This is a genomic window from Dickeya parazeae Ech586 (genome assembly GCF_000025065.1).
GTDB lineage: Bacteria > Pseudomonadota > Gammaproteobacteria > Enterobacterales > Enterobacteriaceae > Dickeya > Dickeya zeae.
In genome coordinates this window covers 924,425-951,069 of record NC_013592.1, presented here as the reverse complement: position 1 = coordinate 951,069, position 26,645 = coordinate 924,425, and the positions used below count along the sequence as shown (strand labels likewise).

The 26,645-nt window shown below is 54.5% G+C and carries 26 protein-coding genes; 18 read left to right on the top strand and 8 right to left on the bottom strand.

Annotated elements, in window-relative coordinates:
* Positions 1-271 precede the first annotated feature (271 nt).
* On the bottom strand, positions 272-1,096 hold the full coding sequence (locus DD586_RS04310; RefSeq protein ID WP_012883593.1) for a hypothetical protein: 825 nt from the start codon (positions 1,094-1,096) through the stop codon (positions 272-274).
* Between the two features lie 278 nt (positions 1,097-1,374).
* Between DD586_RS04310 and DD586_RS04305 the strand changes: the two genes are divergently transcribed.
* Entirely contained in the window at positions 1,375-2,103 is a 729-nt protein-coding gene (locus tag DD586_RS04305) for a sulfite exporter TauE/SafE family protein (protein WP_012883592.1), read from the top strand.
* Here the strand turns inward: DD586_RS04305 and DD586_RS04300 are convergent.
* Entirely contained in the window at positions 2,100-2,552 is a 453-nt protein-coding gene (locus tag DD586_RS04300) for an NUDIX domain-containing protein (protein WP_012883591.1), read from the bottom strand. The two genes, DD586_RS04305 and DD586_RS04300, sit on opposite strands and share 4 nt — an antisense overlap.
* A gap of 108 nt (positions 2,553-2,660) precedes the next feature.
* On the bottom strand, positions 2,661-3,554 hold the full coding sequence (locus tag DD586_RS04295; protein ID WP_012883590.1) for a LysR substrate-binding domain-containing protein: 894 nt from the start codon (positions 3,552-3,554) through the stop codon (positions 2,661-2,663).
* A gap of 247 nt (positions 3,555-3,801) precedes the next feature.
* On the opposite strand from DD586_RS04295, the gene DD586_RS04290 reads away from it, so the two are divergent.
* On the top strand, positions 3,802-6,063 hold the full coding sequence (locus DD586_RS04290) for a molybdopterin-dependent oxidoreductase (protein WP_012883589.1): 2,262 nt from the start codon (positions 3,802-3,804) through the stop codon (positions 6,061-6,063).
* A gap of 74 nt (positions 6,064-6,137) precedes the next feature.
* On the opposite strand, the gene DD586_RS04285 is transcribed toward DD586_RS04290, so the two are convergent.
* The gene (locus tag DD586_RS04285; protein WP_012883588.1) at positions 6,138-6,671 is read right to left on the bottom strand and encodes a TIGR00645 family protein; all 534 of its coding nucleotides are present in this window, start codon (positions 6,669-6,671) and stop codon (positions 6,138-6,140) included.
* 726 nt (positions 6,672-7,397) lie between these two features.
* Between DD586_RS04285 and DD586_RS04280 the strand changes: the two genes are divergently transcribed.
* Genes DD586_RS04280 through queF form a run of 3 tightly spaced genes read left to right on the top strand, consistent with a single transcriptional unit; the run spans position 7,398 to position 9,730 of the window.
* Positions 7,398-8,012, top strand: coding sequence for a helix-turn-helix domain-containing protein (locus DD586_RS04280; RefSeq protein WP_012883587.1), 615 nt, complete (start codon positions 7,398-7,400; stop codon positions 8,010-8,012).
* A complete protein-coding gene (locus DD586_RS04275) occupies positions 8,013-8,882 on the top strand; it encodes a queuosine precursor transporter (protein ID WP_012883586.1) in 870 nt (289 codons plus the stop codon).
* Positions 8,883-8,887: 5 nt separating this feature from the next.
* Entirely contained in the window at positions 8,888-9,730 is an 843-nt protein-coding gene (gene queF / locus DD586_RS04270; RefSeq protein ID WP_012883585.1) for an NADPH-dependent 7-cyano-7-deazaguanine reductase QueF, read from the top strand.
* Here queF and DD586_RS04265 read toward each other — a convergent pair.
* Complete coding sequence (locus DD586_RS04265; protein ID WP_012883584.1) at positions 9,705-10,664, bottom strand: LysR family transcriptional regulator; 960 nt, start codon at positions 10,662-10,664, stop codon at positions 9,705-9,707. The two genes, queF and DD586_RS04265, sit on opposite strands and share 26 nt — an antisense overlap.
* 120 nt (positions 10,665-10,784) lie before the next feature.
* Between DD586_RS04265 and DD586_RS04260 the strand changes: the two genes are divergently transcribed.
* Positions 10,785-11,870, top strand: coding sequence for a tartrate dehydrogenase (locus DD586_RS04260; protein ID WP_012883583.1), 1,086 nt, complete (start codon positions 10,785-10,787; stop codon positions 11,868-11,870).
* Between the two features lie 128 nt (positions 11,871-11,998).
* Here the strand turns inward: DD586_RS04260 and DD586_RS04255 are convergent, their stop codons facing one another.
* Positions 11,999-12,667, bottom strand: a complete 669-nt coding sequence (locus DD586_RS04255; RefSeq protein WP_228669741.1) for a hypothetical protein — start codon at positions 12,665-12,667, stop codon at positions 11,999-12,001.
* 217 nt (positions 12,668-12,884) lie between these two features.
* Positions 12,885-12,968 carry a stress response protein AzuC gene (gene azuC, locus DD586_RS22440; protein ID WP_146214194.1) on the bottom strand — a complete coding sequence of 28 codons (84 nt, stop codon included), beginning with the start codon at positions 12,966-12,968 and terminating at the stop codon, positions 12,885-12,887.
* Between the two features lie 333 nt (positions 12,969-13,301).
* Between azuC and DD586_RS04250 the strand changes: the two genes are divergently transcribed.
* From DD586_RS04250 to DD586_RS04220, 7 genes are all read left to right on the top strand, one after another.
* Positions 13,302-14,495: a multidrug efflux MFS transporter gene (locus DD586_RS04250; protein ID WP_012883580.1), complete on the top strand. Its 1,194-nt coding sequence runs from the start codon at positions 13,302-13,304 to the stop codon at positions 14,493-14,495.
* A gap of 144 nt (positions 14,496-14,639) precedes the next feature.
* Positions 14,640-15,920 (top strand): ABC transporter substrate-binding protein, encoded by a 1,281-nt coding sequence (locus DD586_RS04245; RefSeq protein ID WP_012883579.1) that lies wholly within the window; start codon positions 14,640-14,642, stop codon positions 15,918-15,920.
* 88 nt (positions 15,921-16,008) lie between these two features.
* Positions 16,009-16,881 (top strand): carbohydrate ABC transporter permease, encoded by an 873-nt coding sequence (locus DD586_RS04240; protein ID WP_012883578.1) that lies wholly within the window; start codon positions 16,009-16,011, stop codon positions 16,879-16,881.
* The gene (locus DD586_RS04235) at positions 16,878-17,705 is read left to right on the top strand and encodes a carbohydrate ABC transporter permease (protein WP_012883577.1); all 828 of its coding nucleotides are present in this window, start codon (positions 16,878-16,880) and stop codon (positions 17,703-17,705) included. Before DD586_RS04240 ends, DD586_RS04235 begins: the two co-directional genes overlap by 4 nt.
* Before the next feature lie 9 nt (positions 17,706-17,714).
* Positions 17,715-18,785 (top strand): ABC transporter ATP-binding protein, encoded by a 1,071-nt coding sequence (locus tag DD586_RS04230; RefSeq protein ID WP_012883576.1) that lies wholly within the window; start codon positions 17,715-17,717, stop codon positions 18,783-18,785.
* A complete protein-coding gene (locus tag DD586_RS04225; RefSeq protein ID WP_012883575.1) occupies positions 18,775-19,542 on the top strand; it encodes an MBL fold metallo-hydrolase in 768 nt (255 codons plus the stop codon). The genes DD586_RS04230 and DD586_RS04225 overlap by 11 nt, the downstream gene beginning before the upstream one ends.
* Positions 19,535-20,521 (top strand): LacI family DNA-binding transcriptional regulator, encoded by a 987-nt coding sequence (locus DD586_RS04220; protein WP_012883574.1) that lies wholly within the window; start codon positions 19,535-19,537, stop codon positions 20,519-20,521. The genes DD586_RS04225 and DD586_RS04220 overlap by 8 nt, the downstream gene beginning before the upstream one ends.
* Before the next feature lie 53 nt (positions 20,522-20,574).
* On the opposite strand, the gene DD586_RS04215 is transcribed toward DD586_RS04220, so the two are convergent.
* Positions 20,575-21,477 carry a LysR family transcriptional regulator gene (locus DD586_RS04215; RefSeq protein ID WP_012883573.1) on the bottom strand — a complete coding sequence of 301 codons (903 nt, stop codon included), beginning with the start codon at positions 21,475-21,477 and terminating at the stop codon, positions 20,575-20,577.
* A gap of 191 nt (positions 21,478-21,668) precedes the next feature.
* On the opposite strand from DD586_RS04215, the gene DD586_RS04210 reads away from it, so the two are divergent.
* The 5 genes from DD586_RS04210 to DD586_RS04190 all read left to right on the top strand — a co-directional run bounded on the left by DD586_RS04210 (position 21,669) and on the right by DD586_RS04190 (position 26,645).
* Positions 21,669-22,661 carry an alpha/beta hydrolase gene (locus DD586_RS04210; RefSeq protein ID WP_012883572.1) on the top strand — a complete coding sequence of 331 codons (993 nt, stop codon included), beginning with the start codon at positions 21,669-21,671 and terminating at the stop codon, positions 22,659-22,661.
* Between the two features lie 553 nt (positions 22,662-23,214).
* Positions 23,215-23,913, top strand: a complete 699-nt coding sequence (locus tag DD586_RS04205) for a 4Fe-4S dicluster domain-containing protein (protein WP_012883570.1) — start codon at positions 23,215-23,217, stop codon at positions 23,911-23,913.
* Positions 23,906-24,862 carry a cytochrome c nitrite reductase subunit NrfD gene (nrfD, locus tag DD586_RS04200; protein ID WP_012883569.1) on the top strand — a complete coding sequence of 319 codons (957 nt, stop codon included), beginning with the start codon at positions 23,906-23,908 and terminating at the stop codon, positions 24,860-24,862. The genes DD586_RS04205 and nrfD overlap by 8 nt, the downstream gene beginning before the upstream one ends.
* 2 nt (positions 24,863-24,864) lie before the next feature.
* Positions 24,865-26,244 carry an MFS transporter gene (locus DD586_RS04195; RefSeq protein ID WP_012883568.1) on the top strand — a complete coding sequence of 460 codons (1,380 nt, stop codon included), beginning with the start codon at positions 24,865-24,867 and terminating at the stop codon, positions 26,242-26,244.
* A 56-nt stretch (positions 26,245-26,300) separates the two neighbouring features.
* A complete protein-coding gene (locus tag DD586_RS04190) occupies positions 26,301-26,645 on the top strand; it encodes an FMN-binding protein (RefSeq protein WP_012883567.1) in 345 nt (114 codons plus the stop codon).

Genomic DNA, 26,645 nt, shown 5'->3' with positions numbered 1-26,645 from the left:
ACATCATTATTGATAATAAGCCGACAGCATCGCGAGTAACACTTTAAGAAATACCGTTATATAACAATGAAGATCGGTGTAAATAAACTAACGCCGACCAGAAATTAAAAAATTACACCTTACTACCAGTAGCATTAATCAATCTCAACAATAATAAAAAAATAATAGAAATAGCATTTTGATTATTGCTATTTCAAATTCGAAATATAATAACGCCCTGCAATGTCAGGGCGCTAATTGATATATCATCTTGTACTCGTGTGGTGCTCTATCACGCAGATTCAATAGACTGACGAGACCCCGGACACACCAATTGTCGGCTCTTGATGTGATACATCTCCAGATTCGGGCGCAGAAAGAACGCCATTTCCCATGGGTTTTTATTGATGAACGCATGGCGCACTTCTTCAAACAACGGTGTTGTCGGGTCAATTAGATGCGCATCACCTTCAATCAGGGTGTAATTCCACTCGATTGAACGTTCAAAGGTATAGTGCGAGCGCTCATCCATCGCGAAGAAACAATGTGGGTTGCGTTTAAGTAATTGGGATTTGAAGGTTTCCGGGAAGGTAATCAGGAAAATATCGTCCTCGACCGAGGAGAGAAACGCCAACACCGTGGTATGCGGCTGCTCTTCGGCCATCGTCACCAATACGCCGACTTTATTGGTAAAGTCTTTACGCTCGGTATCAGGCAGTGACGTCATCGCCGTCCAGGGCACCGGCCGCTCCGGGCGATGATCAGTTGGGAACACGTAACCCGGTTCACGAATATCCACTACCGGGGTGAAACCGTGCAACAACTGGCATTCGCGCGGTGCCAGAATGACCCAATCTTCATCCACGCTGACCACACGGCCCTTGTACGATGCACGGTAGACCGAAATATTGGCATCGAACTCATCAACACCGGTGCGATTATCGAGATGTACCGTCGCCAGCGTCCCCACCGTCAGGTCATGTCCTTTCGGGAAGAACACTCGCAAACTGTTATCCGCACGCGGATACACCCCACAGATATGAATTACTACATTTCCTTGTTGGTAACAGGCCAGCACCCCCAGCACCTGCTTACCCAGATACGTCGTCAGACTCATGTTGCAGCACCTTATTTTATTATTCTCGTTACGAAGACGTCAGGCTGTGTGTAAAGTCGCCACGGCGTCGACTGGCTGGGCACTATCGGTCCATCGCGCCTGCCGTTTCCACCCTATGCGAGCAGAAGATTGGCTGTCAAGGCGTTTGCCGCCTTTACCCTTGCATCAACCGATGTGTGACTTTAACTCACATAAGTGTGATTTTTTCGGCAGAGATATTCACTTTTCACACAGGTATGCTCACCTCAAACACAATAATCCTTACGCAGAGGTCATCTATGAGCGACATCCTGATCCTTATTCTCGGTCTGTTCGCGGGCAGTGTCAGCGGCATTGTCGGCACCGGAGGCTCTATCATTCTGCTGCCTGCGCTGGCGTGGGCATTCAGCCCACAGGCCGCCGTGCCAATCATGGCGATCGCCGCCACCATGAGTAATATTTCCAAGGTTATCCTATGGCGTAAGGCCATCAATTTACGAGCGCTGGGTTATTACTGCCTGCCGGGCGTTCCAGCATCGGTCATTGGCGCCAGCCTGCTGTGGGTGATGCCGGTACGTCTGTCGAGCCTGTGTATCGGCCTGTTCTTCCTGTTGCTGATTCCACTACGTCACCTGGCCCACCGACGTGCTTTCATACTCAACAACAGTCAGTTGGCGATGGCGGGCGGTGTAGTCGGTTTTCTTACCGGCGTCGTCTTTTCCACCGGTCCACTGACGATCCCGTTGTTCGCCGGTTACGGCTTGCTGAAAGGCGCACTGCTGGCCACCGAGTCTGCGGCTTCGCTGGTTATCTATCTGACCAAAGCCGCCACCTTCGGGGTGATAGGCGCACTACCGTGGTCAGTGCTGTTGGCCGGGGTGCTGGTCGGGTTAACACAGGTCGCGGGGGTATACATCGGCAAACGCTTCGTACTGCGCCTGTCCGACACCCTATTTAACCGGCTGGTGGATAGTATGATGCTGATAGCCGGTCTCTCACTGCTATGGGAAACGTTGCCTGCGCACTAGCGCGACGACGGTAGCGACAAAAAATAATCGAGGTATTCGCGATACTCGTCACCCAATGTCGGCAACGCCTGAAAATCGAAAAAGCGCACGTCACGCGACTCGGTTGTATCCACGACAATATCGCCTTGCCAGTCGCGGCACACATACAAGGCCGTCAGTACATAGATCTGATCCTGATTGGGCAAAGTGAAGAAGTGGTCGGGGCCGGAAAACATGTTCAGAAAATCAAGCGTATTGAGTTGCAGCCCGGTTTCTTCACGTACTTCGCGAATCGCCGCCTCTTCCAGCGACTCCCCCAGTTCCAACAGCCCGCCGGGCAACCCCCACACACCTTCCAGACGATGCTGCAACAGCACCTGCCCACGCGTGTTTAGCAAAATCACGTTAGAACCTGCCAGCAGTAGCGGACGATGCCCGATCAACTGACGCATTTCCTGCACATAATTCATGGCGTACCTCTTTCTGACTCAGCCGTGTACGGATTCGGTCATGTATCCACATTAACGCGGGTGCATGACAATAATGTGTGTGGTGTCTGTCGAGGTGAGTGGTGTCAGTCAGACGGCCTCTTCATTGCCCGCCTGTTCCAATAACCACTGCTCAAAGCAGTGATGCAGCCGGGTTTTCGCCAGCCCCGCAGGCGTCAGTAAATAATAGGTACGCTCGGCGATACGCAGCGCCGGCAAGGGGGCCACCAGTCTGCCGAGCGCCACATCGCGCGCCAGTAACGGCAGCGGACCCGGCCCAATGCCCAACCCATCAATCAACGCCGCATACGTGACGTAGAAATGATCAAAACGCAGCCAGCTAAGCGTACCGGGGTCTACTAACCCGCCCACGTCAAACAACTGTGACCAAAAGCCGGGGCGCGTTTCGGTATCCAGCAGCGTATGGTTGACCACATCACCCAGCACCGAGAGCGGCTGGCGTGTCAGCAATGAAGGGGCGGCCAGCAAGGTATAATGTTCCTGCATAAATGGCAGCGCACTGAAACGATCGCTGTTAAACACCCCAAGACGAATTACCAGATCAAAGCCGCTGGTCACCGCCAGTTGTTGGGTCGTTGCGGTATGGATCTGGATAAGCGTTCCAGGATTAGCCTGATAAAACGCCGGTAGTCGCGGCGCCAGCCAGCGCATGGTAAAGGTCGCCGGTGCGCTGATACGCAAGAGCTGGGTTGCCTCACCGCGGCCATAGCGGCGGGCCGCCTCATCCATTACCCCCAGTACGTCATTCATCTCCTTGGCGAATGCCTGCGCATGCAACGTCGGCACCATGCACTGGCCGGATCGGACAAACAGCGTCTGCCCTAACCAGGTTTCCAGAATACGAATCTGTCGGCTGATAGCGCCGTGGGTAACATTCAATTCTTCAGCCGCTGCGCTATAACTGCCTGCCCGACAGGCAGCCAGAAACGCGCGCAACGCAGGCAGAGGGGGAAGTCGGTGCATCGGTCGTCGCTTTATGAGATTACACACCGTCAGACTGTATCACAGTCTGAAAAATACACCGCGATCGCCCGGCATAACACATGCCCGATTGGCATAAGGACTGACTGGCCTGTCATGTAGCAGGCTTGTATGATGATCAGCCAAATAGATAACAAACCATAGCATTATCAGCAGTATCTTTCAGGGAATACTGCCTGGCGCGTTACCGCCAGCCTGCACGGCATCCAGCCAATTTACCGAGGACGTTATGACAATCAGGCGTTATCCACACCTTGCCCATTGGGGCGCGTTCACCGCTGTTGTTGAAGACGGCAGGCTTATCCGCTGCGAACCGTTTGCTGATGACCCGGACCCGTCGCCCATGCTCGACTCCATCGTACCGCTAGTCTATTCCGACAAACGTATTCGCAAACCGGCGGTGCGCCGCTCCTGGCTGGAAAAACGAGAAAACAGCGATCGTACGCTGCGTGGTAAAGAACCGTTCGTCGAAGTGGACTGGGACCTCGCGCTGGATCTGGTGGCGGAAGAAAACCGCCGGGTACGCGATCGTTACGGCGCTGACGGTCTGTTCGCCGGGTCATATGGCTGGTCGTCCGCCGGGCGCTTTCATCATGCCCGTTCTCAGGTTCGACGTTTCTATTTCTCCGGCGGCGGCGCGGTAGACCAGACCGGCAACTACAGCTGGGGAGCAGCACAATTCTTCCTGCCGTATGTAATAGGCACCTTCCACCCGCTCACCGGCAAAGTCACCGAATGGCGTAGCGTGGCGGATCACTGCGAACTGTTCATTGCCTTCGGCGGGCTGGCGCTAAAGAACGCCCAGGTCGCTTCCGGCGGTGCCGGGCATCACACACTAAAACCGGCGCTGGAGAAACTGGTGGCGCGCGGCATTCCGGTTATCAATATCAGCCCCATGCGAGATGACTGCCCGGCGTTCGTCAACGCGGAGTGGATTCCTATTCGCCCGAATACCGACGTAGCATTGATGCTGGCGCTGGGCTACGAGATACAGCGACGGGAAGCGCAAGACCGTGACTTTCTGGAGCATCATTGCGTCGGTTACGCACAACTGCGCGACTATCTCAACGGTCACAGCGACGGTATTGCCAAAACACCGGTATGGGCCAGTGCTATCACCGGTATCCCGGCTGCACGTATCGAAAAACTGGCGCAACAGTTGATCGGTGTACGCAGTTTTATGACCTGTTCTTACTCGGTGCAACGCGCCCATCGTGGCGAACAACCTTACTGGATGATGATCGCACTGTCGGCGATGCTCGGGCAGGTGGGTTTACCGGGTGGCGGTTTCTCGTTTGGTCACGGCTCGATGAACAGCGTCGGTAACGAGCGCATGACATCCCCCGCGCCCGCGTCGCCCTCCGTCCCCAATCCCGGCCAGTCGATTCCGGTCGCACGTATCGCCGACATGCTGCTGAACCCCGGCAAGCCCTATACGTTTTGCGGTGAGCAACGCACTTATCCCGATATCCATCTGATCCACTGGGCCGGTGGTAACCCATTCCACCATCACCAGCAGCTTAACCGGCTGGTTGAAGGCTGGCAGCGCCCGGATACCGTTATCGTGCAGGATATCGTCTGGACCGCCGCCGCGCAGATGGCCGACATTGTGCTGCCTGTCACCACCTCGCTGGAAAGAAACGATATAGGCGGCTCCTCACGGGATCGTTTCGTGTTCGCCATGCATCAGGCGATTGCACCACAGCATCAGGCTCGCCACGACTACGACATTTTCAGCGAACTGGCCGAGCGTTTAGGCTATGGCGACGCCTTCACCCAGGGTGGCCGTACCGAGCGGCAATGGCTGGAAACGATGTACCTCAACTGCCGCGAGCGTCAGGGCAGTGTCGGCAACGCGTGGCCTGACTTCGACGGTTTCTGGCAACAGGGCTACGTGGATATCCCGATGGACGAGCAACCGTTCGTGTTTTTCGAAGAATTCCGCCACGACCCGGTGAAACACCCACTCAACACGCCCAGCGGCAAAATCGAGCTATTCAGCAGTACCATCGCCGATTACCGTTACCCGGATTTCGCCCCACATCCGCAGTGGCAGCCGCCGGTAGAATGGCTGGGAGCGGAAGCCACACAACGCTGGCCGTTGCATTTTATCTCTATCCAGCCAGCTGATCGGCTGCACAGCCAGCTCGGCAGCACGCCGCAGGTTAACGCGAACAAAACCGCCGGGCATGAAACCCTGTACATGCATCCGCAGGATGCGGCGGCTCGCGGCATTCGCCACGGCGAGCGGGTGGAAGTACGCAACGAGCGTGGGCGCATCTACGCTGGAGTGGACGTGACCGATGGCGTCACACCGGGTGTGGTGATCATGGCGACCGGTGCCTGGTTTGAGCCCGGTTTCGGTCAGGCGCAATGGCACGACGTGGAGCAGTCTGGCAATGCCAACGTGCTGACCCGCGATATGGGGTCATCACCGCTCACACAAGGCCCTAACGCCATGAGTTGCCTGGTGGATGTCATCGCACTCTGAGTAATATCCCTGTTCCAACCATAAAAAAACGCCCCCGATTATCGGGGGCGCTTCCTGTCCATCAACTCGGGCGATCAATGCTTATCATGCGCTTTTTCAGCACCGTGATGAGCATGATGATCATGGCGGGACAGCCAGTCCAGATACCCCATCACAAAAGCAGACAACACAAAGGTCAGGTGGATAATCACATACCACATCAGCTTGTTGTCCGGCACGTTTTTAGCGTCCATAAACACCCGCAGCAGGTGAATAGATGATATCGCCACGATCGATGCCGCCACCTTGTTTTTCAGCGAACTGGCGTCCATCTTCCCCAGCCAGTTTAATTTTTCCTTGTCCTCGCCGATATCCAGCGCCGACACAAAGTTTTCATAGCCGGAAAACATCACCATCACCAGCAGCCCACCTACCAGCGTCATGTCCACCAGCGACAACAGCGTCAGAATCAAATCGGATTCCGCAATCGAGAAAATGTTCGGCAGGACCAGCCAGATCTCTTCAAAGAACTTGATGGCCAGCGCCAGTAATCCCAGCGACAACCCCAGATAAACCGGAGCCAGCAGCCACCGTGCAGCGTACATCGTATTTTCCAGAAAACGTTCCATAGCGCCTATCAGGTACAGGTTTGAGAGAAATGCATCATAGCGAAAAACCACGTCAGGGTGTTATTCAAATATTCACTGAGGTAGCACATTGATTTTTAATAAAATTAACCCATTTACACCGAATTATACCGCCAATTGCCCGCATGAAGTCCCTTGATAACAGAATCGACAACTATGATCCCGATAGTCCCCGTCTTCGCACCGCTGCCACCCATACAACGCTGAATGAATAGCACAAGCCAGGGCAGACCCACAAAACAAAAACGCTGCACAGTTGTGCAGCGTTCTGAAAGGCGAGAAACGGTATATCTCCTGTCACTCCACCGTGGTAAAGCATCCGTCTCGGTTCCCTGGTGTCGGATGCACGACTGTCTGCGTCAGGGACGCCATCAACAATCAATTAGCATACTAACTATATATAATACTTATATTGAGTTATCTGCATGACACAGATTAATTAATTTATCTAAACTTTATAGCAATAAAAAAAGACAAGTCAACACATTAATAGACACTTTATGATCTTTAATGTCTATTTTTAATAGCCGTATTACAACAACCACCAATCTATTGAATAAATCCATGCTCTTTCATGCGTTTTCTTCAGTCTGCATCCGGCGTGACAGTCCTGATTAACTGATATTTTTCTGCCTGACAGGGATAGGTGAAACTAACGCGTTATCGTAAGATGAACCTGTCTGAGAACTGACCTGAGAAGGGATGACCATGAAAACAACGAATGCTCAGCGCAAAACTAATATCATTAAAAATATTGAATATCTGATGCGTACCCGAGGTGAAACCAAAGCCTCATTTTCTAATCGTACCGGGGTAACGCGTACCACTATCTACAAAATTCTTGAAGGTAGGGTCAACAAGGTTCAGCAATCCACCATCAATCGCATTTCCGATTTCTTCGGCGTGTCCTGTGAAGAAATCGAAGATTACGATCTGGAAAAGGTGGAACAGCTGAACAATACCGTTTCATTTGACGGTAACAAAAACCCGGCGGCGATCCCTGTCATCCCACAGTCACAACTGCTATCGGTTCGACAGAACAAGATTGGTCAGTTAGCGGTCCAGTATCCCTTGACCTGGTTCTTCGGAGAAGAAGCCAACATGGTGGCGGTACAGGTGGAGTCGCCGATTGGCGATGCGTTCCATCCCGGCGCGTTGTTGCTTCTGCGGCGACCACCTGCGCTGATGCCAAATACGCCGATACTCTACCATGCTCCTGATGTGGGATTTTTCGTCGACATCCCCAACCCGGCAGCAGTGGCAGACAAAAGACGCCCGGAGGACACCATCCTGCTGGGATATATCATAGAGGAAAGGATATAAATGGATGCCAACAAGAAATTCAAGCTGCTGGGGTTCAACCACAGTGGTGAGTTATCCGCCAATATCATGGTGCTATCGACCGGTAAGATGATCCATATGGATCTCAAGGAACTGGTCGACAGCGAAATTTCCGATGACCTGAGCCGACACGAACTCAATGCATTGTACAAAAAACTCTATGCCGGCAAAGACATTACTACCGCCTACGATCTCAGCGACAGAAATGAACGCTCCTGGTATGCCTATCTTCTGATCACGGTCATGTTGAGCGTTATCTACATTTTTTCCAATGTTGCCGGTTCCAAACCCATTTTTATTCCTTCGCTGAACATGGTGGTTCCAACCGCAATATTTATCTACCCGTTCACCTTCATACTGGTAGATATTCTCAATGAGTTCTATGGGTTACGTCTCGCACGGCGCACCATTTATGTCGCGTTTTTCTCCAACGTATTCTTCGTCATCAGCCTGTGGTGCACCAGCCTCATTCCCAGCTTACCCGAATGGGAATTAGGAAAAACGTACAATAGTATTACCGAAAGCATCATGTCAGTGTTGGTGGCCTCATCGCTGGCTTACCTGATTTCCGAAAACATCAACGCCTGGGTGCTGCACAAAATCAAGATAATGACCAAGTCGCGTTATCTGTTTATCCGCGTGATCACCAGTACCGTTACCGCCTCGGCCGTCGACAGTGTGATTTTCTGCACCATCGCGTTTTATAATGTGCTGAGTTTTGACGTGATCCGCACGATGATTCTGTCGCAATTTCTGGTTAAAGTGGTCTATGCGGTGTTGGGCGTCGGCCCGATTTACGGTACCCGCAGGCTGTTCAGAAAATACATTCATGCCGTACCAGCAAGGAACTGAGCGATATGCATATTACAGAAAACGATAGCATTACCCATTTGGGGGTGCGCTCCAGCTACCCGGACAAATACGACCCGACACTGCTCGAAGCGCTACCGCGCGCCCGTGGCCGTGATCTGGTAGGCCTGACCGGTTCACCCCTGCCGTTTGACGGCTACGATCTGTGGACGGCCTTTGAGCTGTCGTGGCTCAATCGCAAGGGAAAACCACTGGTGGGTATTGCTGAATTCATTATCCCGGCCAGTTCGGAAAACCTGATCGAATCCAAATCGTTCAAACTGTACCTCAACAGCTTTAACCAGACCCGTTTTCAGGATATCGGCGAAGTACACTCCACCCTGATCAAAGACCTGTCCGCTGCCGCCAATGGCGATGTTAAGGTCACGCTGTACCCGGGGTTGACCGGTTATTCATCACAGATCGATACCCTGCCCGGCATCAACATCGACGAGCTGGATATTGAAGTGAACGATTACGGCTTTAATCCTGATTATTTACAGCACGCGGTGCGTGACAATGCGCCGCACGTCACCGAAACCCTGTGTTCCAATCTGCTGAAATCTAACTGCCTGGTCACGTATCAGCCGGACTGGGGCAGCGTAGTGATCAAATACGAAGGTCGACAAATCGACCGGGAAGCACTGTTGCGTTATCTGATTTCGTTCCGCCAGCACAATGAATTCCATGAGCAGTGTGTCGAGCGCATTTTTAATGACCTCAAACGTTACTGCCAACCGGAAAAACTGACCGTGTTCGCCCGTTATACCCGTCGTGGCGGCCTGGACATCAACCCGTTCCGTAGCGACTTTGAAACTGAAGCCACTACCGGTCGTCTGGTTCGTCAGTAATACCGTGCGCCTCTCCACCTTTGGGGAGGCGCTGCCCGCCTTCTTCCCGTTGTGGTAAATACTGTTTCAGCCAGGCGATAAACGCTGAAATGCGTGCCGGTACATGCCGCCGCTGCTGATAAACCGCGTAGATATCCGCTTCCGGCATGATGTAATCCGGTAATAACGCCACCAGCCTCCCGTTACCAAGCCAGGAGCGCACGTCCCACAACGAACGCAAAATAATGCCGTGTCCGTCCAGCGCGTAGCGCATGATCACCTCACCATCGTTGGCAGAAAGATTGCCGAAAGCCCGATGGGTAAACTCGTGGCCGTCGCGATAAAAACGCCATAAGCCGTAATCGCTCTCGTACTGACGCAGCACCAGACAATTGTGCTCAGCAAGGTCCGCCACGGTTTTCGGTGTACCACAACGCGCCAGATACGCGGGTGAGGCACACAGTACCCGTGGATTTGCCATCAACCGATGTGCGACCAGTCGGGAGTCTGGCGGTGCACCAAAGCGAATATCAATGTCGACACCGGCATCCAGCATGTTGAGCGGCTGGCTGGTGAGCTGCAACTGCATTTCCAGTTCCGGGTGCAGGCGGGCAAATTCGGAAATCAGCGGCGCGATGTGGCGTCGCCCAAAACCGAACGAGGCATTCACGGTCAATCGCCCACGCAGCGTAAGCTGATTACGACGTACCTGACTTTCCAGCTCCTCGATTTCATGCAGGATCGGCAAGGCGCCTTCGGCGTATAGCTGACCTTCCGGCGTCAAATCCAACCGGCGGGTGGTACGCCTGATCAACTGCACGCCCAGACGTTGCTCCAGTTGCGTCAGGCGTTTGCTGACAGCAGGGAGCGACAGCCCACTTTCACGCGCCACCGCCGTCAAACTGCCGAGTGCGGCGATACGGCTAAAGAACAGTAAATCGTCAATTGAGCGCATCTATTCTTCTCTTTTATTCAACAATGCCTTTACCAGAAGCGAAATTGTTTACGTCAGGCAAAGTAAATACACTTTCTGTTATCCGAGTGCAATCGTTCAAAAAAACGTTCAGGAGTTGCCATGTCTCAACCGCATTACCGTATCGCCGTCATCCCCGGCGACGGCATCGGCAAGGAAGTGATGCCGGAAGGGGTACGCGTTCTTACCCGTACTGCCGAGCTGTTTAATATCCGGCTAGAGTGGGAATGGTTTGATTTTGCCAGCGCTGATTACTACCTCCAGCACGGCAAGATGCTGCCGGATAACTGGTTTACGCTGCTCAAAGGCTTCGATGCCATCTACTTTGGTGCGGTAGGCTGGCCGGACGTGGTGCCGGACCATGTATCGCTGTGGCAGTCGCTACTGTTATTCCGCCGTGAGTTCGATCAGTACGTCAACCTGCGGCCCTGCCGCCTGATGCCGGGGGTGAAAGCGCCGCTGGCCGGTCGCGAGCCTGGTGATATCGACTTTTATATCGTGCGTGAAAATACCGAAGGCGAGTATTCCAGCGTCGGTGGCACCATGTTCGCTGGCACCGAGCGCGAGGTGGTGATTCAGGAAACGGTGATGACCCGCGTTGGTGTCGATCGCATCCTCAAATTTGCCTATGACCTGGCGATGAAGCGCCCGAAAAAGCACCTGACCTCCGCCACCAAATCCAACGGTATCGCTATCACGATGCCGTACTGGGACAGCCGCGTCGCCGAAATGGGCACCCGCTATCCCGAGGTGAAGGTCGACAAATACCACATTGATATTCTCACCGCCAACTTCGTGCTACACCCGGATTGGTTTGACGTAGTGGTCGCCAGTAATCTGTTTGGCGATATATTGTCCGACCTTGGCCCTGCCTGTACCGGCACCATCGGCATTGCGCCTTCGGCCAATATCAACCCGGAACGCACCTTCCCTAGCCTGTTTGAGCCAGTACATGGCTCAGCGCCGGATATCGCCGGTAAAGGTATCGCCAATCCCATCGGCCAAATCTGGTGCGGGGCGATGATGCTGGAACATCTGGGACATGACGACGCCGGGGCCGCGGTGCTCAGCGCCATTGAGCGTGTGCTGGAGCAAGGCCCAGGCAACGCACCATTAACGAAAGACCTCGGCGGCAACGGTAATACCGCAGCACTGGGTGAAGCGATTGCACAGGCTGTGCGCCGCTAACCGCATCAGCATGCAGTAACAACCCGCTCGAAAAACAAGAAGGCCGCTATCATAGCGGCCTTCTGACTATCACAAGGTGAACTATCACAATGTAAATATTGCAATTTTTTGCGTAGGTTGAGGTTACATCAGGCTGCTGATTTGTCTCGTTTGCGTTCAGCCACCAGTACAACCCCTTTTCGTGATTCATTCGGCGCAAGGCTCCAGATGTCGCTCTCTGGGATACTGTGTCCATCGTATCGGACCCGCTCGCCGTCATACGGCCAGAAAGCACGTCGTTCTGAGTCGAACACAAACACATCAATGCCGATCTCTTTACGTGCCATACGCGCCCACAGTGCCTTCCCGCCAGGGAATTGCAGGTTATCACTTACCAGCACAATACCGTCATTAATGAGTGCTTTATACATAGCACTGGCGACATTGGCATTTCGTTCGCGCTTGGTGACAATCACGCCTTCAACCTGCGCAGAATGCGCATTCATCGGCTGCAAATTCTCGTAATAACCGATGACAGCCAGAATGGTTTCGGTTTCGTCGTCGCTGTTACGGGATTTCAGGTCAATCTTTGCCACCACAACATGCCTTAAATCACCAGCAACATCATCGGGTTCGCCATATATGGCAACGGCATGGTGTTGATCATTGTGAATATAAATATCCACAGCCCGACCGTTTACACTCGTTTCGCCAATTTTCCGGTATTCCCGCGCCATAGTGGCAGGACTATATGACATAGGAAGAATCGCCATATCAAAACTCCCGCTATCGTTGAGAACTGGTGACATTGTAAGCATAGCCTGTTGCAGTTGTTGGATTGATAATATCAAACATCTTGCCTATCTATTAGCCATTTAAGCGAGAGTAGCAAAACGTGCGTGTTAACGCTGCGTCCAGCCATAACGCAATAACCCAGGAACTTATACATAAGCATGACCAGGCTCATACCCGACGAAAACAAGAAGGCCGCTATCATAGCGGCCTTCTTATTAGTATCTTGGTCTGCTTAGGCAATTAATGCATGGCACCCGGCGGGATGTCTTTGTAAGCATTGACATAAGCGATCAGCAGTCTTCTCAGAAATTTACGCACGTTCATCACCTTGGTTAACGACTTATTTGTGAACTTTCTGGTAAAAGATTGTACGTTTTGTTGAATTCAGACGCAATACTTTTGTGATGGCAATCACAAAAAACCAGAATAACGTTTTAGTTTTCCCGTTTCCCCCGGTCGCGCCGCCTGTTCATTCCCTCCATTTAGCAGCGCTTTTTTGCAACCAAAAACACCTCACTATCCGGGTTTGGATTATTCTTTGATCTATAAAATTATTTCCCGGCTAAGACAAAAACGGCCATACTAACGGGGCTGCGTAATTCAGCGCGGCACTGGCGCGCTTGCCCCGGCCTTTTACTGACGATGTAAACCTGCCCTATGGAAACCTGGAAACTCAACCTCTTCGCCGCCTGGCTGGGATGCTTTTTTACCGGCATGGCAATGAGCCAGATACTGCCGTTTCTGCCGCTCTATATCGAACACCTTGGGGTCAGTGACCACACTGCCTTGAATTTGTGGTCTGGTCTGGTGTTCAGCTCTTCGTTTTTGGTTTCTGCGATTGTCGCGCCGCTATGGGGCAGCCTGGCTGACCGCAAAGGCCGCAAGCTGATGTTGCTGCGTGCCGCACTCGGTATGTCTATCGTCATGGCGCTACAAGGTATGGCCACCAACGTCTGGCACCTGTTTATTCTGCGCACCCTAATGGGGCTGACTTCCGGCTATATTCCTAATGCCATGGCGCTGATTGCCTCGCAGGTACCACGCAGCCGCAGCGGTTGGGCGCTTGGCACGCTGTCGACCGGGCAAGTCGCCGGGGTGTTGATTGGGCCGTTGCTTGGCGGCTTTATGGCCGATACCATCGGTTTACGCATGGTGTTTTTCATCACCTCCGCCCTGTTGTTTATCTGTTTTCTGATTACGTTGTTCGCTGTCCGCGAAAACGCGATTACCGTCAGTAAAAAGGCGCAGCTCAGCGGCCGGGCGGTATTTGCCTCGCTGCCTTACCCGCTGTTGATTATCAGTCTGTGCGTCACCACTATGATGATTCAGATGGCGAACGGCTCCATCAGCCCTATTCTGACGCTGTTTATCCGTGATCTGTCGCCTAACATTGATAACATTGCCTTTATCAGCGGGATTATCGCCGCCGTACCGGGTGTGTCGGCGCTGCTGTCCGCCCCCCGCCTCGGCAAACTGGGGGATCGCATCGGTTCCCAACGGGTGTTGATCGTCGCGTTATTCCTGTGCGCACTGCTGTTTTTCCTGATGTCGGCGGTGCAAAGCTCCGTTCAGCTTGGGATTTTACGTTTCGCGTTAGGGTTCGCCGACGGTGCGCTGATGCCCGCCGTGCAGGCGCTGCTGGTCAAATACAGCAGCCAGCAGGTCACCGGACGCATTTTCGGTTATAACCAGTCCTGTATGTATTTGGGCAACGTGGTCGGCCCGCTGCTAGGTTCCACCGTTTCCGCTACATTGGGCTACCGTTGGGTTTTTCTGGTGACTGCACTGCTGGTGCTGATTAACGGTGTCCAACTGATGGTGAGTTTCGCCCGCCTGCCGAAAAAAGTCTGACCACGTCAGGGAAGCCGAGTCGTCGGCTTCCCTTCACCGCGGCCGGATCTCCGATTGTTCATCCTGCTTTCATGTTTTTGTCATCCTTGTCACCAAAGATAGCGCCTGTGCAAACGTATGCACTCCTGACAAAAGGCGCTCACTATGTTTGGCAAGAATATGTTTGGCAAAAATATGTCTGGCAACACCACTCACTCACACAGTAAGACTTCCCTTTCCCGTCTGTTGCTTGCCGTAGGTCTGGCATGCAGCATGACATCGCAGGCCGCTGATCTGGTCATCGCCGGACGCGATGACGTTTATGGCAAAGCGCTCGACAGTACGCTGGCCCGTTTCCAGCAGCAGCACCCTGGCAAGCAGATCGAACTGCTGAAACTGCCCTACGCCAACCTGTATGAAAAACTGGTGATTTCCCTGCGGGAAAACGCCTCATCCTACGACCTGATGCTGATGGACGACAGCTGGAGCCCGGAATTCGCCGGTAATGGCTGGCTACAACCGCTGCCGGAAAGCCTGCAAAGCAGCGATTTCATTCCGGCGGTGCTGAATGTCTCACGCGTGCCGGAAAACAGCGGTCCGGCATACAGCCTGCCGGTGGTCGGTAACGTGGCGATGTTTGCTTATCGTCAGGATCTGTTCGATAAACACCAGCTCAAAGCCCCCGCCAGTTGGGACGCGGTGCTGAGCGATGCCAAAACCCTGCAACAGCAGGAGCCGGGCGTCTCTGGCGTGGTGTTCCGTGGCATGAAGGGCAACCCGATTGTTTCCGGCTTTATGCCAATGCTGTGGGCCTACGGCGGTAACGTCATCACCAACGGCAAAGCGTCGCTGGACTCCCCGCAAGCGCTTCAGGCGCTCAATACCCTCAAGGCGCTGAAAGCCTTCGCACCGACCGGGGTTGAGGTGTACAACGCCGCCGATGTTCGTCAGGCGATGGAGCAAGGTAAAGCGGCGATGGCGATCGAAGTCTGGCCAGCCTGGGCTGCCACACTGGACGACGCCGACAAATCTAAAGTGGTCGGCAAAATGACGCTGCAACCGGCACCGGGGCAAAACGTCGGCCCATCGCCAATGCTGGGCATCTGGCAGATGGCTATTGCCAAAAACAGCCAGCACAGCGAACTGGCGCAGCAATTCCTGAGCTACCTCACCAGCGCGGAAAACCAGAAAGCGCTGGCGCTGGAGCTGGGACTGCCGCCGACTCGCCGCAGCGTCTACCAAGATGCGCAAGTGGTGCAGAAATACCGCTGGTATCCGGCACAGTTGGCAGCACTGGAAGCGGGCAAGGCGCGTCCTCGTATCCGCAACTGGCAGGAAGTGGAAAGCATCCTCGGCGACTACCTGCAACTGGCGCTGATGGATCAAATGCCAGCGAAGGTCGCGTTAGAACAGGCTAATCAAAAGATCGCACAGGTCCTGAAGTAATACGGACTGAAGTAACACGTAGCGAAGTAACACGCATCAACATGACTGTTTTCGGGCGGGCCACGGTCCGCCCACGCAAGGACACCCCATGCATTTTGACTCCCGCTGGCAACGCTGGCTGCTGCTCCTGCCCGCCGCCACGCTGCTGCTACTGCTGACGCTCTACCCCATCGGCCAGATGCTGCTTTACTCCTTCAGCAAGGTCGATTATGCCGCCGCCAGCCGCAGTTGGGTCGGGTTGGAGAACTATCGCCAGTTGTTCGACGACTGGTTCTTCACCACCAGTCTGAAAAACACCCTGCTGTTTTCATTCGGCAGTTCACTGTTGCAGGTGCTGCTGGGGCTGGTATTAGCGTTATTGCTGTACCGCCATTTTCCCGGTCGCCAGTGGGTGTTGAGCCTGCTGATTTACCCGATGATGATCTCCACACTGGTGTGTTCAGCCATCTGGCGCGTGTGGTTTCACTACGATTTTGGCCTGCTGAATAATTGCCTGACCGCACTGGGGCTGATGCCGCAACCGTGGCTATCCAGTCCGCATCTGGCGCTGTGGTCGCTGATGCTGGTCGATATCTGGCAGTGGACGCCGATGGCCTGTCTTATCATTCTCGCCGGGTTACAGGGCATCCCCAAAGACATACTAGAAGCGGCGCAAAGCGACGGAGCCAATGGCTGGAAACGGCTGTGGTACGTCACGCTGCCGCTTATCCGCCAGCCTCTCATGCTGGCGCTGCTGCTGCGTTCCATCGACACCTTCAAGCTGTTCGACAAAGTGTACGCTCTGACCGGCGGCGGGCCCGGTTATGCGACCGAAACCCTGTCGCTGTACATCTATCAGCAAGGCTTCAAGTTTTTTAATCTGGGGCTCGCCAGCGCGGGGGCAGTCATCATGCTGCTGTTCGCTGCGGCCATGAGCCTGGTCTACGCCTGGCAGTTACTGCGTGGAGGGAAAAGCGCATGAGACTCCCTTACTGGCTGACGGCACTACGTGCCCTGGCGCTGACTATCGCGTTGCTGTTTTTCACCTTACCGATCCTGTGGATGGTGGCAGCGGCGTTTAAGTCCACCGCGGAATTCTCCAGCCTTTCCAGTCCGTTCTGGCCGCAACAGTGGACGCTCACTCACCTCAAGAGTCTGCTGGATAATGGCGTTGGCGCGCGGCTGTTTAATACCCTCTGGGTGGCGGCGGGGGCCACCGCGTTATCGCTGATAACCGGTTTTATGGCTGCCTATACGCTGGCACGCCACCGCTTTCCGGCACGGCTGGATAGCCTGTTTCTGCTGCTGGTGCTGTTGATCAAGATGATGCCGCCGATGGTGGTGGCCATCCCGCTGTATTCGTTGCTCAAATCGCTGCACCTGCTCAACAGCCTGGCCGGGCTGATGCTGGCGTATCAGGTCTACACCCTGCCGTTTTGTATCTGGATGCTGCTCAGTTTTATCCGCGATGTGCCGCTGTCGCTGGAAGAAGCCGCCGCGATGGACGGTGCGGGGCTGTGGCGACGGCTGCGTTACATCGTGCTGCCGGTGTGTGCTCCCGGTCTGGTCGCCACGGCGATCTTCACCCTGATCATGGCCTGGAACGAATTTCTGTTCGCCCTGCTGTATCTGCAAACCCCACAGCAATTCACGCTGCCGCTGTTTATCGCCAACTTCATGACTGAAAACCAGATCTACTGGGGAGAACTGATGAGCATCGGGTTGCTGTCTTCGCTGCCGGTATTGCTGGTGGCGGGCTTTGTTCAACGTTATTTGCTGCGCGGCTTTGCCGTCAGCCAGAAATAGGATTCGCGGATGAGTGAATTACGATTACATCAGGTCACCAAGCGCTACGGTCGCCAGACGGTGCTGCACGACATCGATTTGCATATCCGGCAGGGGGAATTGGTGGTGTTCGTCGGCCCATCCGGCTGTGGCAAATCAACCCTATTGCGGACCATCGCCGGGTTGGAAGAACAAGACAGCGGCCAGATTCTGCTGGGTGACGACGATATCTCGCGCCAGCCGCCGGGTCTGCGAGAAATGGCGATGGTGTTTCAATCTTATGCGCTTTACCCGCACATGAGCGTGGCGGAAAACATGGGGTTCGCGCTCAAGATGGCCGGTGAACGACGCCATGTCATTGCCGAGAAAGTGGCACAGGTCGCAGAGATGCTACAACTCACACCGCTACTGGAGCGTAAACCTGGTGCACTTTCCGGTGGGCAACGCCAACGGGTGGCGATTGGTCGCGCCATCGTGCGTAAACCGCGCCTGTTTTTGTTCGACGAACCGCTGTCTAATCTGGACGCGAAACTGCGCACTCATACCCGGGTGCAGTTAAAAGCACTGCACCAACAATTAGCCGCCACCATGATTTACGTCACCCACGACCAGGTCGAGGCGATGACGCTGGCCGATCGCATCGTGGTATTGCACGAAGGACGTATCGCGCAGATCGGCACACCGGAAGAGCTGTATCACCAGCCCGCCACGACCTTTGTCGCCGGGTTTATCGGCACACCGGAAATGAACTTTTTTCAGTTGTCGTCCGGTCAAACATTATCGCCGTGGTTGCAACGACTGGTGCGCGACGAACGCGCGGTGACCCTCGGCGTTCGCCCGGACGCCTTTGAGATAACCAGCAGTATCTCAACCTTTCAGGTGGACTTGGTGGAAAATCTGGGGGCGCAATATCACCTGCACGGCCATATCATCCATGAGCCCTGCATCAAACTGGTGGTGGAAAGCCGCATCCCGGCGCGTATCGGTCAGGAGCTGGCGTTGCAGGTGGTAGCGGAACGCTGCCACTGGTTTGATATCGATGGACAGCGTTTACCCTCACCCGCGCATACCGGGAAACAGGAGACTGTGCATGGAGCTTGATATTCTTGGCAGCGGCGAAGCCTACGACAGCCAACGGGTTAACGCCGCGATACGGGTCAGCGAAAACGGGTTCCAGTTGCTGGTGGATTGCGGCCCGACGGTACCGCAGGCACTGTGGCAACGCCAGACCGCACCAGATGACCTCAACGCCATCTATATTACCCACGCCCACCCCGACCATGTCCTTGGCCTGACGACCTGGCTTAACTGGTGCGAATCTTGCGGGCGTACCGCACCGCTCACGATCATCGCTCCGCGTGCGCAGCAACAGCAATTGCGCCAACTGGCGGATTTCGCCTTCTGGCCTACGGGCCGACCGCTGTTTACCCTTCACTGGCAGGATAGTGAAAGCCTGAGCGAACTGGGGCCGTGGCATTGTCAGACGGCACCGACCCGCCACTCGGTCCCCAACCGGGCGCTGTATCTTAGCGGTAAACAAGGGTCATTGTTCTACAGCGGTGACGGTCAGCTCACCGCAGCAAGCGCCGACTTACTTTCAGGCGCAGACCTGGCGCTGGTGGAATGTTTTTCACCGCAGGCAACCGGCAACGCCTGGCACGGCAACTGGCCGCAGGTGCAGACGCTGGCGCGTAAACCGGGTGCGCAACTGGGGCTGTACCATGTGCAACAGTCGCAAAAAGCGGCACTGCAACAAGCTATCGCCGCCTCGTCCGCTATTTTTCTCCCCGAACAGGGTGACCGGGCGCACTGTCATGACGGCCACTGGCACATCATCGGAGGGTCTGGACATGAATAAGAAGCGCATTACCTCGATTGATGTTGCCCGTAGCGCGGGCGTTTCCCCCTCAGCGGTGTCGCGTACCTACTCCGCGCCGGGAAAAGTCAGCCAGGCAACCCGCTCTCGGATACTGGCAGCCGCCGATGCACTCGGCTATCGCCCCAACGCACTAGCACGCGCGCTGGTCAATTCCGGGCGACAAGGTTCCGGCATCGTGGCGGTGGTGATGGGGGAATTCGATAATCCGTTCCAGCCCTGGCTGTTTAATCTGCTGACGCAAGCGCTGCAACAACACGGGCTGGTGCCGATGTTGGTCAGCGTCACCGAGCACTGCGACATCCGCGCCAGACTGCAACAGGCATTGTCGTGGCAGGTGGAGGCAGCGATTATTTCTGCCGGTAGCTTATCGCAAGAAACCACTGAACGCTGTCTGGAGTTGTCGTTGCCGATGGTGCTGATGGGACGTGAAGATAAGCGTGAAACCGTCACCGCCGTACTGTCTGATAACCGACTGGCCGGTGAACTGGCGGCCGACTACCTGATGTCACAAGGACTCACCCGGCTGGCCTACATCGCCGGTCGTCAGGACGGACAAGCCTCGCTGGAACGACTGGCAGGCTTTCGCCAGCGTCTGCTCAGCCGTGGCTTGCCGGAGCCGATCGTCGCCGATAACCCGGATTACGCCTATCACAGCGGCTACCGCGCCATGTGCCAGTTACAGCAACAATACCCCTCGGTGGAAGGCGTGTTCTGCGCCTGCGATGCGCTGGCTTTCGGCGCGCTGGATGCTCTGCGGCTCAACGGTGGCGCGAACTGTAAAGTGATCGGTTGCGACGACACCCCGCAGGCCGCCTGGGAAGGCTACCGGTTGACCACGGTGCGTCAGCCGGTTGAGTTGCTGGTGGAGCACGTGATACGCCATCTGCAACAGGTGTTACGCGGTGAGGCACAACACGGTGACACCGTTCGTATTGCCCCCACACTGGTCGTGCGCTAAACCCGCTCGGGCGCTCATCGCGCCCGATAACGGATAAGCCGATGCATCAGCCGTTACCCACGTAGCGTCGGGTGATGGCGTTCCATGAAATCCAGAAAACGGCGCACCATCGGAATGCCCGCGCTGCGCTTGAGATAGCTGACAGCAAACGTACGGATGATCGGCGTGGCGACCGGGCGAATAGCGATATCGTACCCCTTCAGGCTCCCCGCCACCGAGGTACACAGAAAGACAACGCCGCCGTGGTGCATCACCAGATCCATAATGATGTCGAGATTGCTGCACTCGCGAAAGCAGGTTTCTTCCAGACCGGCGCGATTGAACGCTGCCGACACCGCCGCATGTTCACCGGTGCCTTTTTGCGGCACAATCGGCCGCTCCTGCGCCAACTGGTGCAACGTCAGGCTGTCTTGCCCTGCCAGCGGGTGATCGGCAGCCATCACCGCCACCAGATTGTCATCCAGAAAGATGGTGTGATTAAACAGCGGATCCTGCAAGTAATCATCAAATGGCGTGGAGAGCGACACATGAATCTCGGCATGTCTGACCTTTTCCAACAGGTCGCTGCTGACGCCATCAATAAACGATAATTCGATATTCGGGTGCTGTTTCTGAAATGACGTAAAGACATCGTAGTATTTCAGCCGGTTGAAGATAGGAATCACCCCGACCATCAGGGCACCATCCTGACTTTCTTCGTACGATTGCACAAATTGCTCTACGTCATAATACTCGCGAATCAGCGGTTTGATTTTTTCATCAAACGCTTCGCCGAATGGCGTTAACGCAAACTGGCGGGTGGTGCGATTAATCAGTTTTCGTTCTAACTCCTGTTCCAGTCGGGATATTTCCTGAGAAAGAAAGGCCTGAGAGATATTGAGAGATTTGGCGGCACGGGTAAAACTCCCTTTGCGGACCAACTCATGGTAATAAAGTGCTCGCTTGATACTTATCATGATTATTTTTATTTATAACCTTATCGAATATTAATTATATGAATTTGTTAAAATACTAATGTGAGATTAAGCACATTTGTATTAATAATCACCATGCTAGCCTGCATCCTGACTGTACCCCATGCTCATCCACCTGCTTGCATATTGATTCAAAAACCATGATCGGAAAATAATTTTTTAAGGAATAATTCATGCGTACCCCACCCCTCAAAATGATACTGTTGTCTTCTATCATCATTACCGCAACCGCTCAGGTTCCCCATACGATGGCAGCAGACAACTCACATGAACTGACCCTGACCCCACGTCAGCCGTCGGTTAAACTGATTTCCGACGTGGTTTACGCTCAGGTACCGATGCGCGGCTATGCTAACGTCGCGTTGAAAATGGATATTCTCCAGCCGGAAGCCAAATCACCGCAGCCCGCCGTGCTGTTCATCACCGGTGGCGGCTTTATTAACGCCAATAAAGACAACTATATCCAGCAACGGCTGAAAATGGCGGAAGCGGGTTATGTGGTCGCCAGCATGGAGTACCGCGTGGCACCCACCGTACTGTTCCCGGCCCCGCTGGAGGACGTGAAATCCGCCATTCGTTACTTGCGCGCTAATGCGGGTAAATTCGGCATCGATGCCAGTCATGTGGCGGTGTTCGGTGCCTCAGCCGGTGGCTATCTGGCGGCGTTCGCCGGTACCAGCAACGGCGACAAGCAATTTGATCGCGGTGAACACCTTGACCAAAGCAGCCAGGTACAAGCGGTGATCGACTTCTACGGCCTGTCAGACCTGACCCGCGTCGGTGAAGGCTTCCCGGATGAGGTGGTGCAGAAACACGCTTCGGCGTCCTCGACCGAGGCTATCTGGGTCAACGGCACTTCTGTATTCAATGAAGGCGGCCCGATTACCCGCTTCCCGGAAAAAACGGCTGTCGCCAACCCGATCAACTATATCAGCAAGAACACACCGCCCTTTTTAATCATGCACGGTAGCGCCGATACGGTGGTTTCCCCCCACCAGACCGAAATGCTACACAAAGCGCTGATTGCCCACGGCATCAACAGCACCTATTACGTGGTGAAAGGCGCGGAGCATGGCGGTATTTACTGGGTACAGCCAGAAATCATGCAGAAAGTGCTTCAGTTTCTGGACCGTCAGTTGAAGCCATCATCGGTTGGCAGTCATTAACCGGTAGATAGCCATTAATCAGTCGATAACCATTAATCAGTTGATCGCCATTGCGCTGAAACGCCTCGTCCGAGGCGTTTTTATTTTTCGCTTTTTATGTATCGACAAAAATAACGTACCGCGCTATCAAATTATTGCGCCACATCATTTTTATTCATTTTGACTAAAGAGATGTTTTCCGCATAAATCAAAAAAGACATGCTGATAACAAAAGCAAACAACAAAAATAACATTAATAATAAAACTCACGAAAATAATAACAGATTCCTCGCCAGTTATCGTATTTTGCAATTATTTTTATCCGGATATACAAAAAATTAAATGTGAAGCGTGACACATATCCCGCCAGGTGCACATGCTCCAATTATTTCCATCAAGATGTCTGATCTTTTAATACTCATTATTTTTAAAACATCTTCTGATTTCTAAGAAACGAGCATTGTTGTTATTCACTGCGTGTATTCATGCCCAGTGAAAAGAAAATAAAAACGATTTATTGCCGCGCAGAGCGTGATAGCTGCAAACCGATATTTGCTTTCTGAAAGGTTATTTTATGGAAAATTATACCCGACGCCGTTTTATTGCCATTATGGGCAGCGCACTGGCCGTTTCCGGCAGTGGCCTGCCAGTGGCCGCACAGGAAACGGCATTACCGTCCTCCGGGGTGCGACCGGTTAAATACGGCATTTTGCACAACGAGCTGCGCTGTATCGGCTGCAAAGCCTGCATGACCGCCTGCCGTAAAACCAATCAGGTGCCGGATGGCGTCACCCGGCTGAATATCATACAAACCGTCGATATCCCCGCCACCGATACCACTAAACCCATTAAACAGTTCTTCCGTCAGTCCTGCCAGCACTGCGATAACCCGCCTTGTGTGTCTGTCTGCCCGACCGGAGCCTCATTCAAAGATGCGCTGACCGGCATTGTCGATGTTAACGACAAACGCTGTGTCGGTTGTCGCTACTGCATCGCCGCCTGTCCATACCACGTGCGTTTTATCAACCCGGTAACCAACACCGCAGATAAATGCAATTTCTGTCGGGAAACCAATCTGGCGGCAGGCAAGAAACCGGCCTGCGTCGAAATTTGCCCGACCAAAGCGCTGGTGTTTGGCGATCTCAACGATCCGGACAGCGATATTTCGAAAATGATCAAAAGCAACCCTATCTACCGCAGCAAAGTCTACCTGGGTACCGGCCCTAACCTTTACCGCATACCGGGCAAATACGGAGAAAGCGATCATGCATAACGCCTTTCACTTTTCTTCGCTGGTATGGGACTGGCCTATCGCCGTTTACCTGCTGCTGGTGGGAATTTCCTCAGGAATGATGGTGTTGACGTTACTGTTTCGCCGCTATCTGCCCGCAGAAAATCAACACACTAATCCGTTGATAGCCGCCACGGCGATCATCGCGCCGCTGTCGGTCATCATCGGGCTGGTGATCCTGATTTTCCACCTCGCCCGCCCCATTACCTTTTGGTATTTGATGGTGTTCTATAATCCCCATTCCATCATGTCGCTGGGGGTGATGCTGTTTCAGGTGTACATGCTGGTGATGTTCCTGTGGATTGCCAGCCTGTATCGCCAACCGCTGCTGGCCTGGAGTGAACGCCGATTGCCGGGCGCGTTGCACGCGGTGCTCAACCGGGTTATCGCCTGGGTAACTCGCTACCTGCGTCCGGTAGAAAATGTCTTGCTGGTGCTGGCGTTGTTGCTCGGTTGCTATACCGGCTTTCTGCTCTCGGCGTTGAAATCCTTTCCACTGCTGAACAACCCGGTACTGCCGGTGCTGTTTCTGGTGTCCGGCGTCACCTCCGGCGTCGCGGTACTGATGATGGTCGGTGCCTCAGCGAGCAGCCAGCAATACTGCCCGCACACCCTGCATCTGCTGCACAAACTGGAAAAGCCGATCGCGCTGGTCGAACTGTTTCTGCTCTTTGCCTTTTTTACCGGCCTGTTATTAGGCGGTGGGCAGAAATCGGTCGCGGCACAGGTAGCGTTAAGCGGATTCTGGGGCGGCGTGTTCTGGATCGGTATTATCGGCGTCGGCATGCTGGTGCCGCTGGCGGCAGGCAGTGTACCGGCGATGCAACGCCGTATCGCGTTCCTGCCGCGCCTTACCGCCAGCCTGACGCTGCTGGGCGTATTCCTGCTGCGGCTGTTCGTGCTGTACGCCGGTCAGATGACGGTAGCCTGACTATGACGGGCCCACGCGCACTCTTCTGGCTGGCTTCAGCGGCGTTCTTCATGCAATCGCTGGACACCACCATGCTGTACGTCGCCGTACCAGCGATAGCCCGTGCGCTGCACCAGCCCGTCTTGCGTATGGAACCGATCGTCATGGCTTACGTCATCACCGTCGTGGCCTTTACCCCGATTAACAGTTGGCTGAGCCAGCATCTGGGAGAGCGGCGTACGTGCCTCGCCGCCCTGACCATCTTCACCGGCGGCGCGCTGCTGTGCTTTCATGCCGACTCCGCGCTCCAACTGGGTTTGGGGCGATTTATTCAGGGAACCGGCGGTGCACTACTGTTGCCGGTGATCCGCACGCAAGTGCTGCGATACACCCCCGCCGATACCCGGTTGTCCTTCCTTAACCGTATGACCCTGCTCGGCATGTTCGGCACCCTGACGGGCCCGCTGTTGGGTAGCCTGCTGACCGACGGGTTATCCTGGCGGGCTATTTTTATCGCACCGGTCCCCCTGGCGCTGCTGTGCCTGTGGCTGGCGTGGCGCATTCTGCCGACGGATACGAGCACCCGCGTCAGCACCTGCCGGGTGTCGATGCGTCACCTGCTGCCACTGGTCGGCATTCTGTTGACGGTAACCCTGTTATTGGCCGCGGCACCGCGACACCTGCTGTCGCTGCCGGTGATCGTGCTGTTAGGGCTTGTCTGTACGCTTTGTACATTATTTTACTTGCGCAGTGACCTGCCGGGGCGCGAAGCGCTGCTGCCGGTGTCCCTGTTCAGCATCCGTTCTTTTTATGTCGGAGTATGGGGTGGCGTGCTCACCCGCTTACTGCTGGCCTCGCTGCCGGTAGTGATATCACTGGTGGTTCAGACCTCGCTCGGGCTGCCGCCCGCGACCGCTGGCCTCATCATGTTGCTGTTTTCCCTCGGCGCGCTGCTGGCCAAGCTGCTGTTCGAACCGCTGATTCGCTGGCTGGGTTACCGCCATGTGCTGATGTACGGCACGCTGCTGGCCTCAGCACTGGTGCTGCTGCTCGGCCTCGCCATTCAGCACCGCTTACTGCCGGTGATTGGCGTCTGCGCTGTTGCTATCGGCCTGATGACCGCGTTATTGCACTCGGCGGAAAGTACGCTGGCCTGCTGCCACCTGTGCAGCGACACCTACAACAGCGGCAATAACATCATGATCCTCAGTCAGTTGATTGCCGTTATGCTCAGCATGGCGCTGACCTTCCCGGCGTTGCGGCTGTTTTCCCAATGGGAACCGCTACTGAACATCAACCATTTCAGCCTGCTGTTGTTACTGCTCGGCACCGGATTACCGCTGAGTTGCCTGTTATTTCGTCATCTCAGCCACGAAGAAGGGAAAACGCTGCTGACCCCTTAGCCCGGCGCGGGTTCCCGTTTATTGATGATATTAACCATACAGAGTGAATGTTCGTTATGAAAAAAAGTTCCATCACATTATTGGGTTGCCTGTTGCTGATAGCTGGCGTAGCCGTAGCTGAAGACCAATTTAAAGCCGGTACCTACTCAGCAACCGGACAAGGTATCGGTGGTGACGTCACCGTCACTCTGGATATCGATGCCAAAGGCGTCGTGCAAAAAGCCACTATCGATGCCCCAGACGAAACCCCGGAAGTCGGCGGTGAAGCAGCCAAAGAGCTGGCAAAAACCATGACCGAGAAAAAGACCATCAATGTCGACGGGGTTTCCGGTGCCACCATGACCAGTGGCGCAGTGCATGACGCCTCGCAGGCGGCTTACGCCAAAGCCAAGGCGAACTGA

Coding starts and splice junctions, on each gene's coding strand:
- DD586_RS04310 (WP_012883593.1), bottom strand. CDS start 1,096: ATGAGTCTGACGACGTATCTGGGTAAGCAGGTGCTGGGGGTGCTGGCC.
- DD586_RS04305 (WP_012883592.1), top strand. CDS start 1,375: ATGAGCGACATCCTGATCCTTATTCTCGGTCTGTTCGCGGGCAGTGTC.
- DD586_RS04300 (WP_012883591.1), bottom strand. CDS start 2,552: ATGAATTATGTGCAGGAAATGCGTCAGTTGATCGGGCATCGTCCGCTA.
- DD586_RS04295 (WP_012883590.1), bottom strand. CDS start 3,554: ATGCACCGACTTCCCCCTCTGCCTGCGTTGCGCGCGTTTCTGGCTGCC.
- DD586_RS04290 (WP_012883589.1), top strand. CDS start 3,802: ATGACAATCAGGCGTTATCCACACCTTGCCCATTGGGGCGCGTTCACC.
- DD586_RS04285 (WP_012883588.1), bottom strand. CDS start 6,671: ATGGAACGTTTTCTGGAAAATACGATGTACGCTGCACGGTGGCTGCTG.
- DD586_RS04280 (WP_012883587.1), top strand. CDS start 7,398: ATGAAAACAACGAATGCTCAGCGCAAAACTAATATCATTAAAAATATT.
- DD586_RS04275 (WP_012883586.1), top strand. CDS start 8,013: ATGGATGCCAACAAGAAATTCAAGCTGCTGGGGTTCAACCACAGTGGT.
- queF (WP_012883585.1), top strand. CDS start 8,888: ATGCATATTACAGAAAACGATAGCATTACCCATTTGGGGGTGCGCTCC.
- DD586_RS04265 (WP_012883584.1), bottom strand. CDS start 10,664: ATGCGCTCAATTGACGATTTACTGTTCTTTAGCCGTATCGCCGCACTC.
- DD586_RS04260 (WP_012883583.1), top strand. CDS start 10,785: ATGTCTCAACCGCATTACCGTATCGCCGTCATCCCCGGCGACGGCATC.
- DD586_RS04255 (WP_228669741.1), bottom strand. CDS start 12,667: ATGCTTACAATGTCACCAGTTCTCAACGATAGCGGGAGTTTTGATATG.
- azuC (WP_146214194.1), bottom strand. CDS start 12,968: ATGAACGTGCGTAAATTTCTGAGAAGACTGCTGATCGCTTATGTCAAT.
- DD586_RS04250 (WP_012883580.1), top strand. CDS start 13,302: ATGGAAACCTGGAAACTCAACCTCTTCGCCGCCTGGCTGGGATGCTTT.
- DD586_RS04245 (WP_012883579.1), top strand. CDS start 14,640: ATGTTTGGCAAGAATATGTTTGGCAAAAATATGTCTGGCAACACCACT.
- DD586_RS04240 (WP_012883578.1), top strand. CDS start 16,009: ATGCATTTTGACTCCCGCTGGCAACGCTGGCTGCTGCTCCTGCCCGCC.
- DD586_RS04235 (WP_012883577.1), top strand. CDS start 16,878: ATGAGACTCCCTTACTGGCTGACGGCACTACGTGCCCTGGCGCTGACT.
- DD586_RS04230 (WP_012883576.1), top strand. CDS start 17,715: ATGAGTGAATTACGATTACATCAGGTCACCAAGCGCTACGGTCGCCAG.
- DD586_RS04225 (WP_012883575.1), top strand. CDS start 18,775: ATGGAGCTTGATATTCTTGGCAGCGGCGAAGCCTACGACAGCCAACGG.
- DD586_RS04220 (WP_012883574.1), top strand. CDS start 19,535: ATGAATAAGAAGCGCATTACCTCGATTGATGTTGCCCGTAGCGCGGGC.
- DD586_RS04215 (WP_012883573.1), bottom strand. CDS start 21,477: ATGATAAGTATCAAGCGAGCACTTTATTACCATGAGTTGGTCCGCAAA.
- DD586_RS04210 (WP_012883572.1), top strand. CDS start 21,669: ATGCGTACCCCACCCCTCAAAATGATACTGTTGTCTTCTATCATCATT.
- DD586_RS04205 (WP_012883570.1), top strand. CDS start 23,215: ATGGAAAATTATACCCGACGCCGTTTTATTGCCATTATGGGCAGCGCA.
- nrfD (WP_012883569.1), top strand. CDS start 23,906: ATGCATAACGCCTTTCACTTTTCTTCGCTGGTATGGGACTGGCCTATC.
- DD586_RS04195 (WP_012883568.1), top strand. CDS start 24,865: ATGACGGGCCCACGCGCACTCTTCTGGCTGGCTTCAGCGGCGTTCTTC.
- DD586_RS04190 (WP_012883567.1), top strand. CDS start 26,301: ATGAAAAAAAGTTCCATCACATTATTGGGTTGCCTGTTGCTGATAGCT.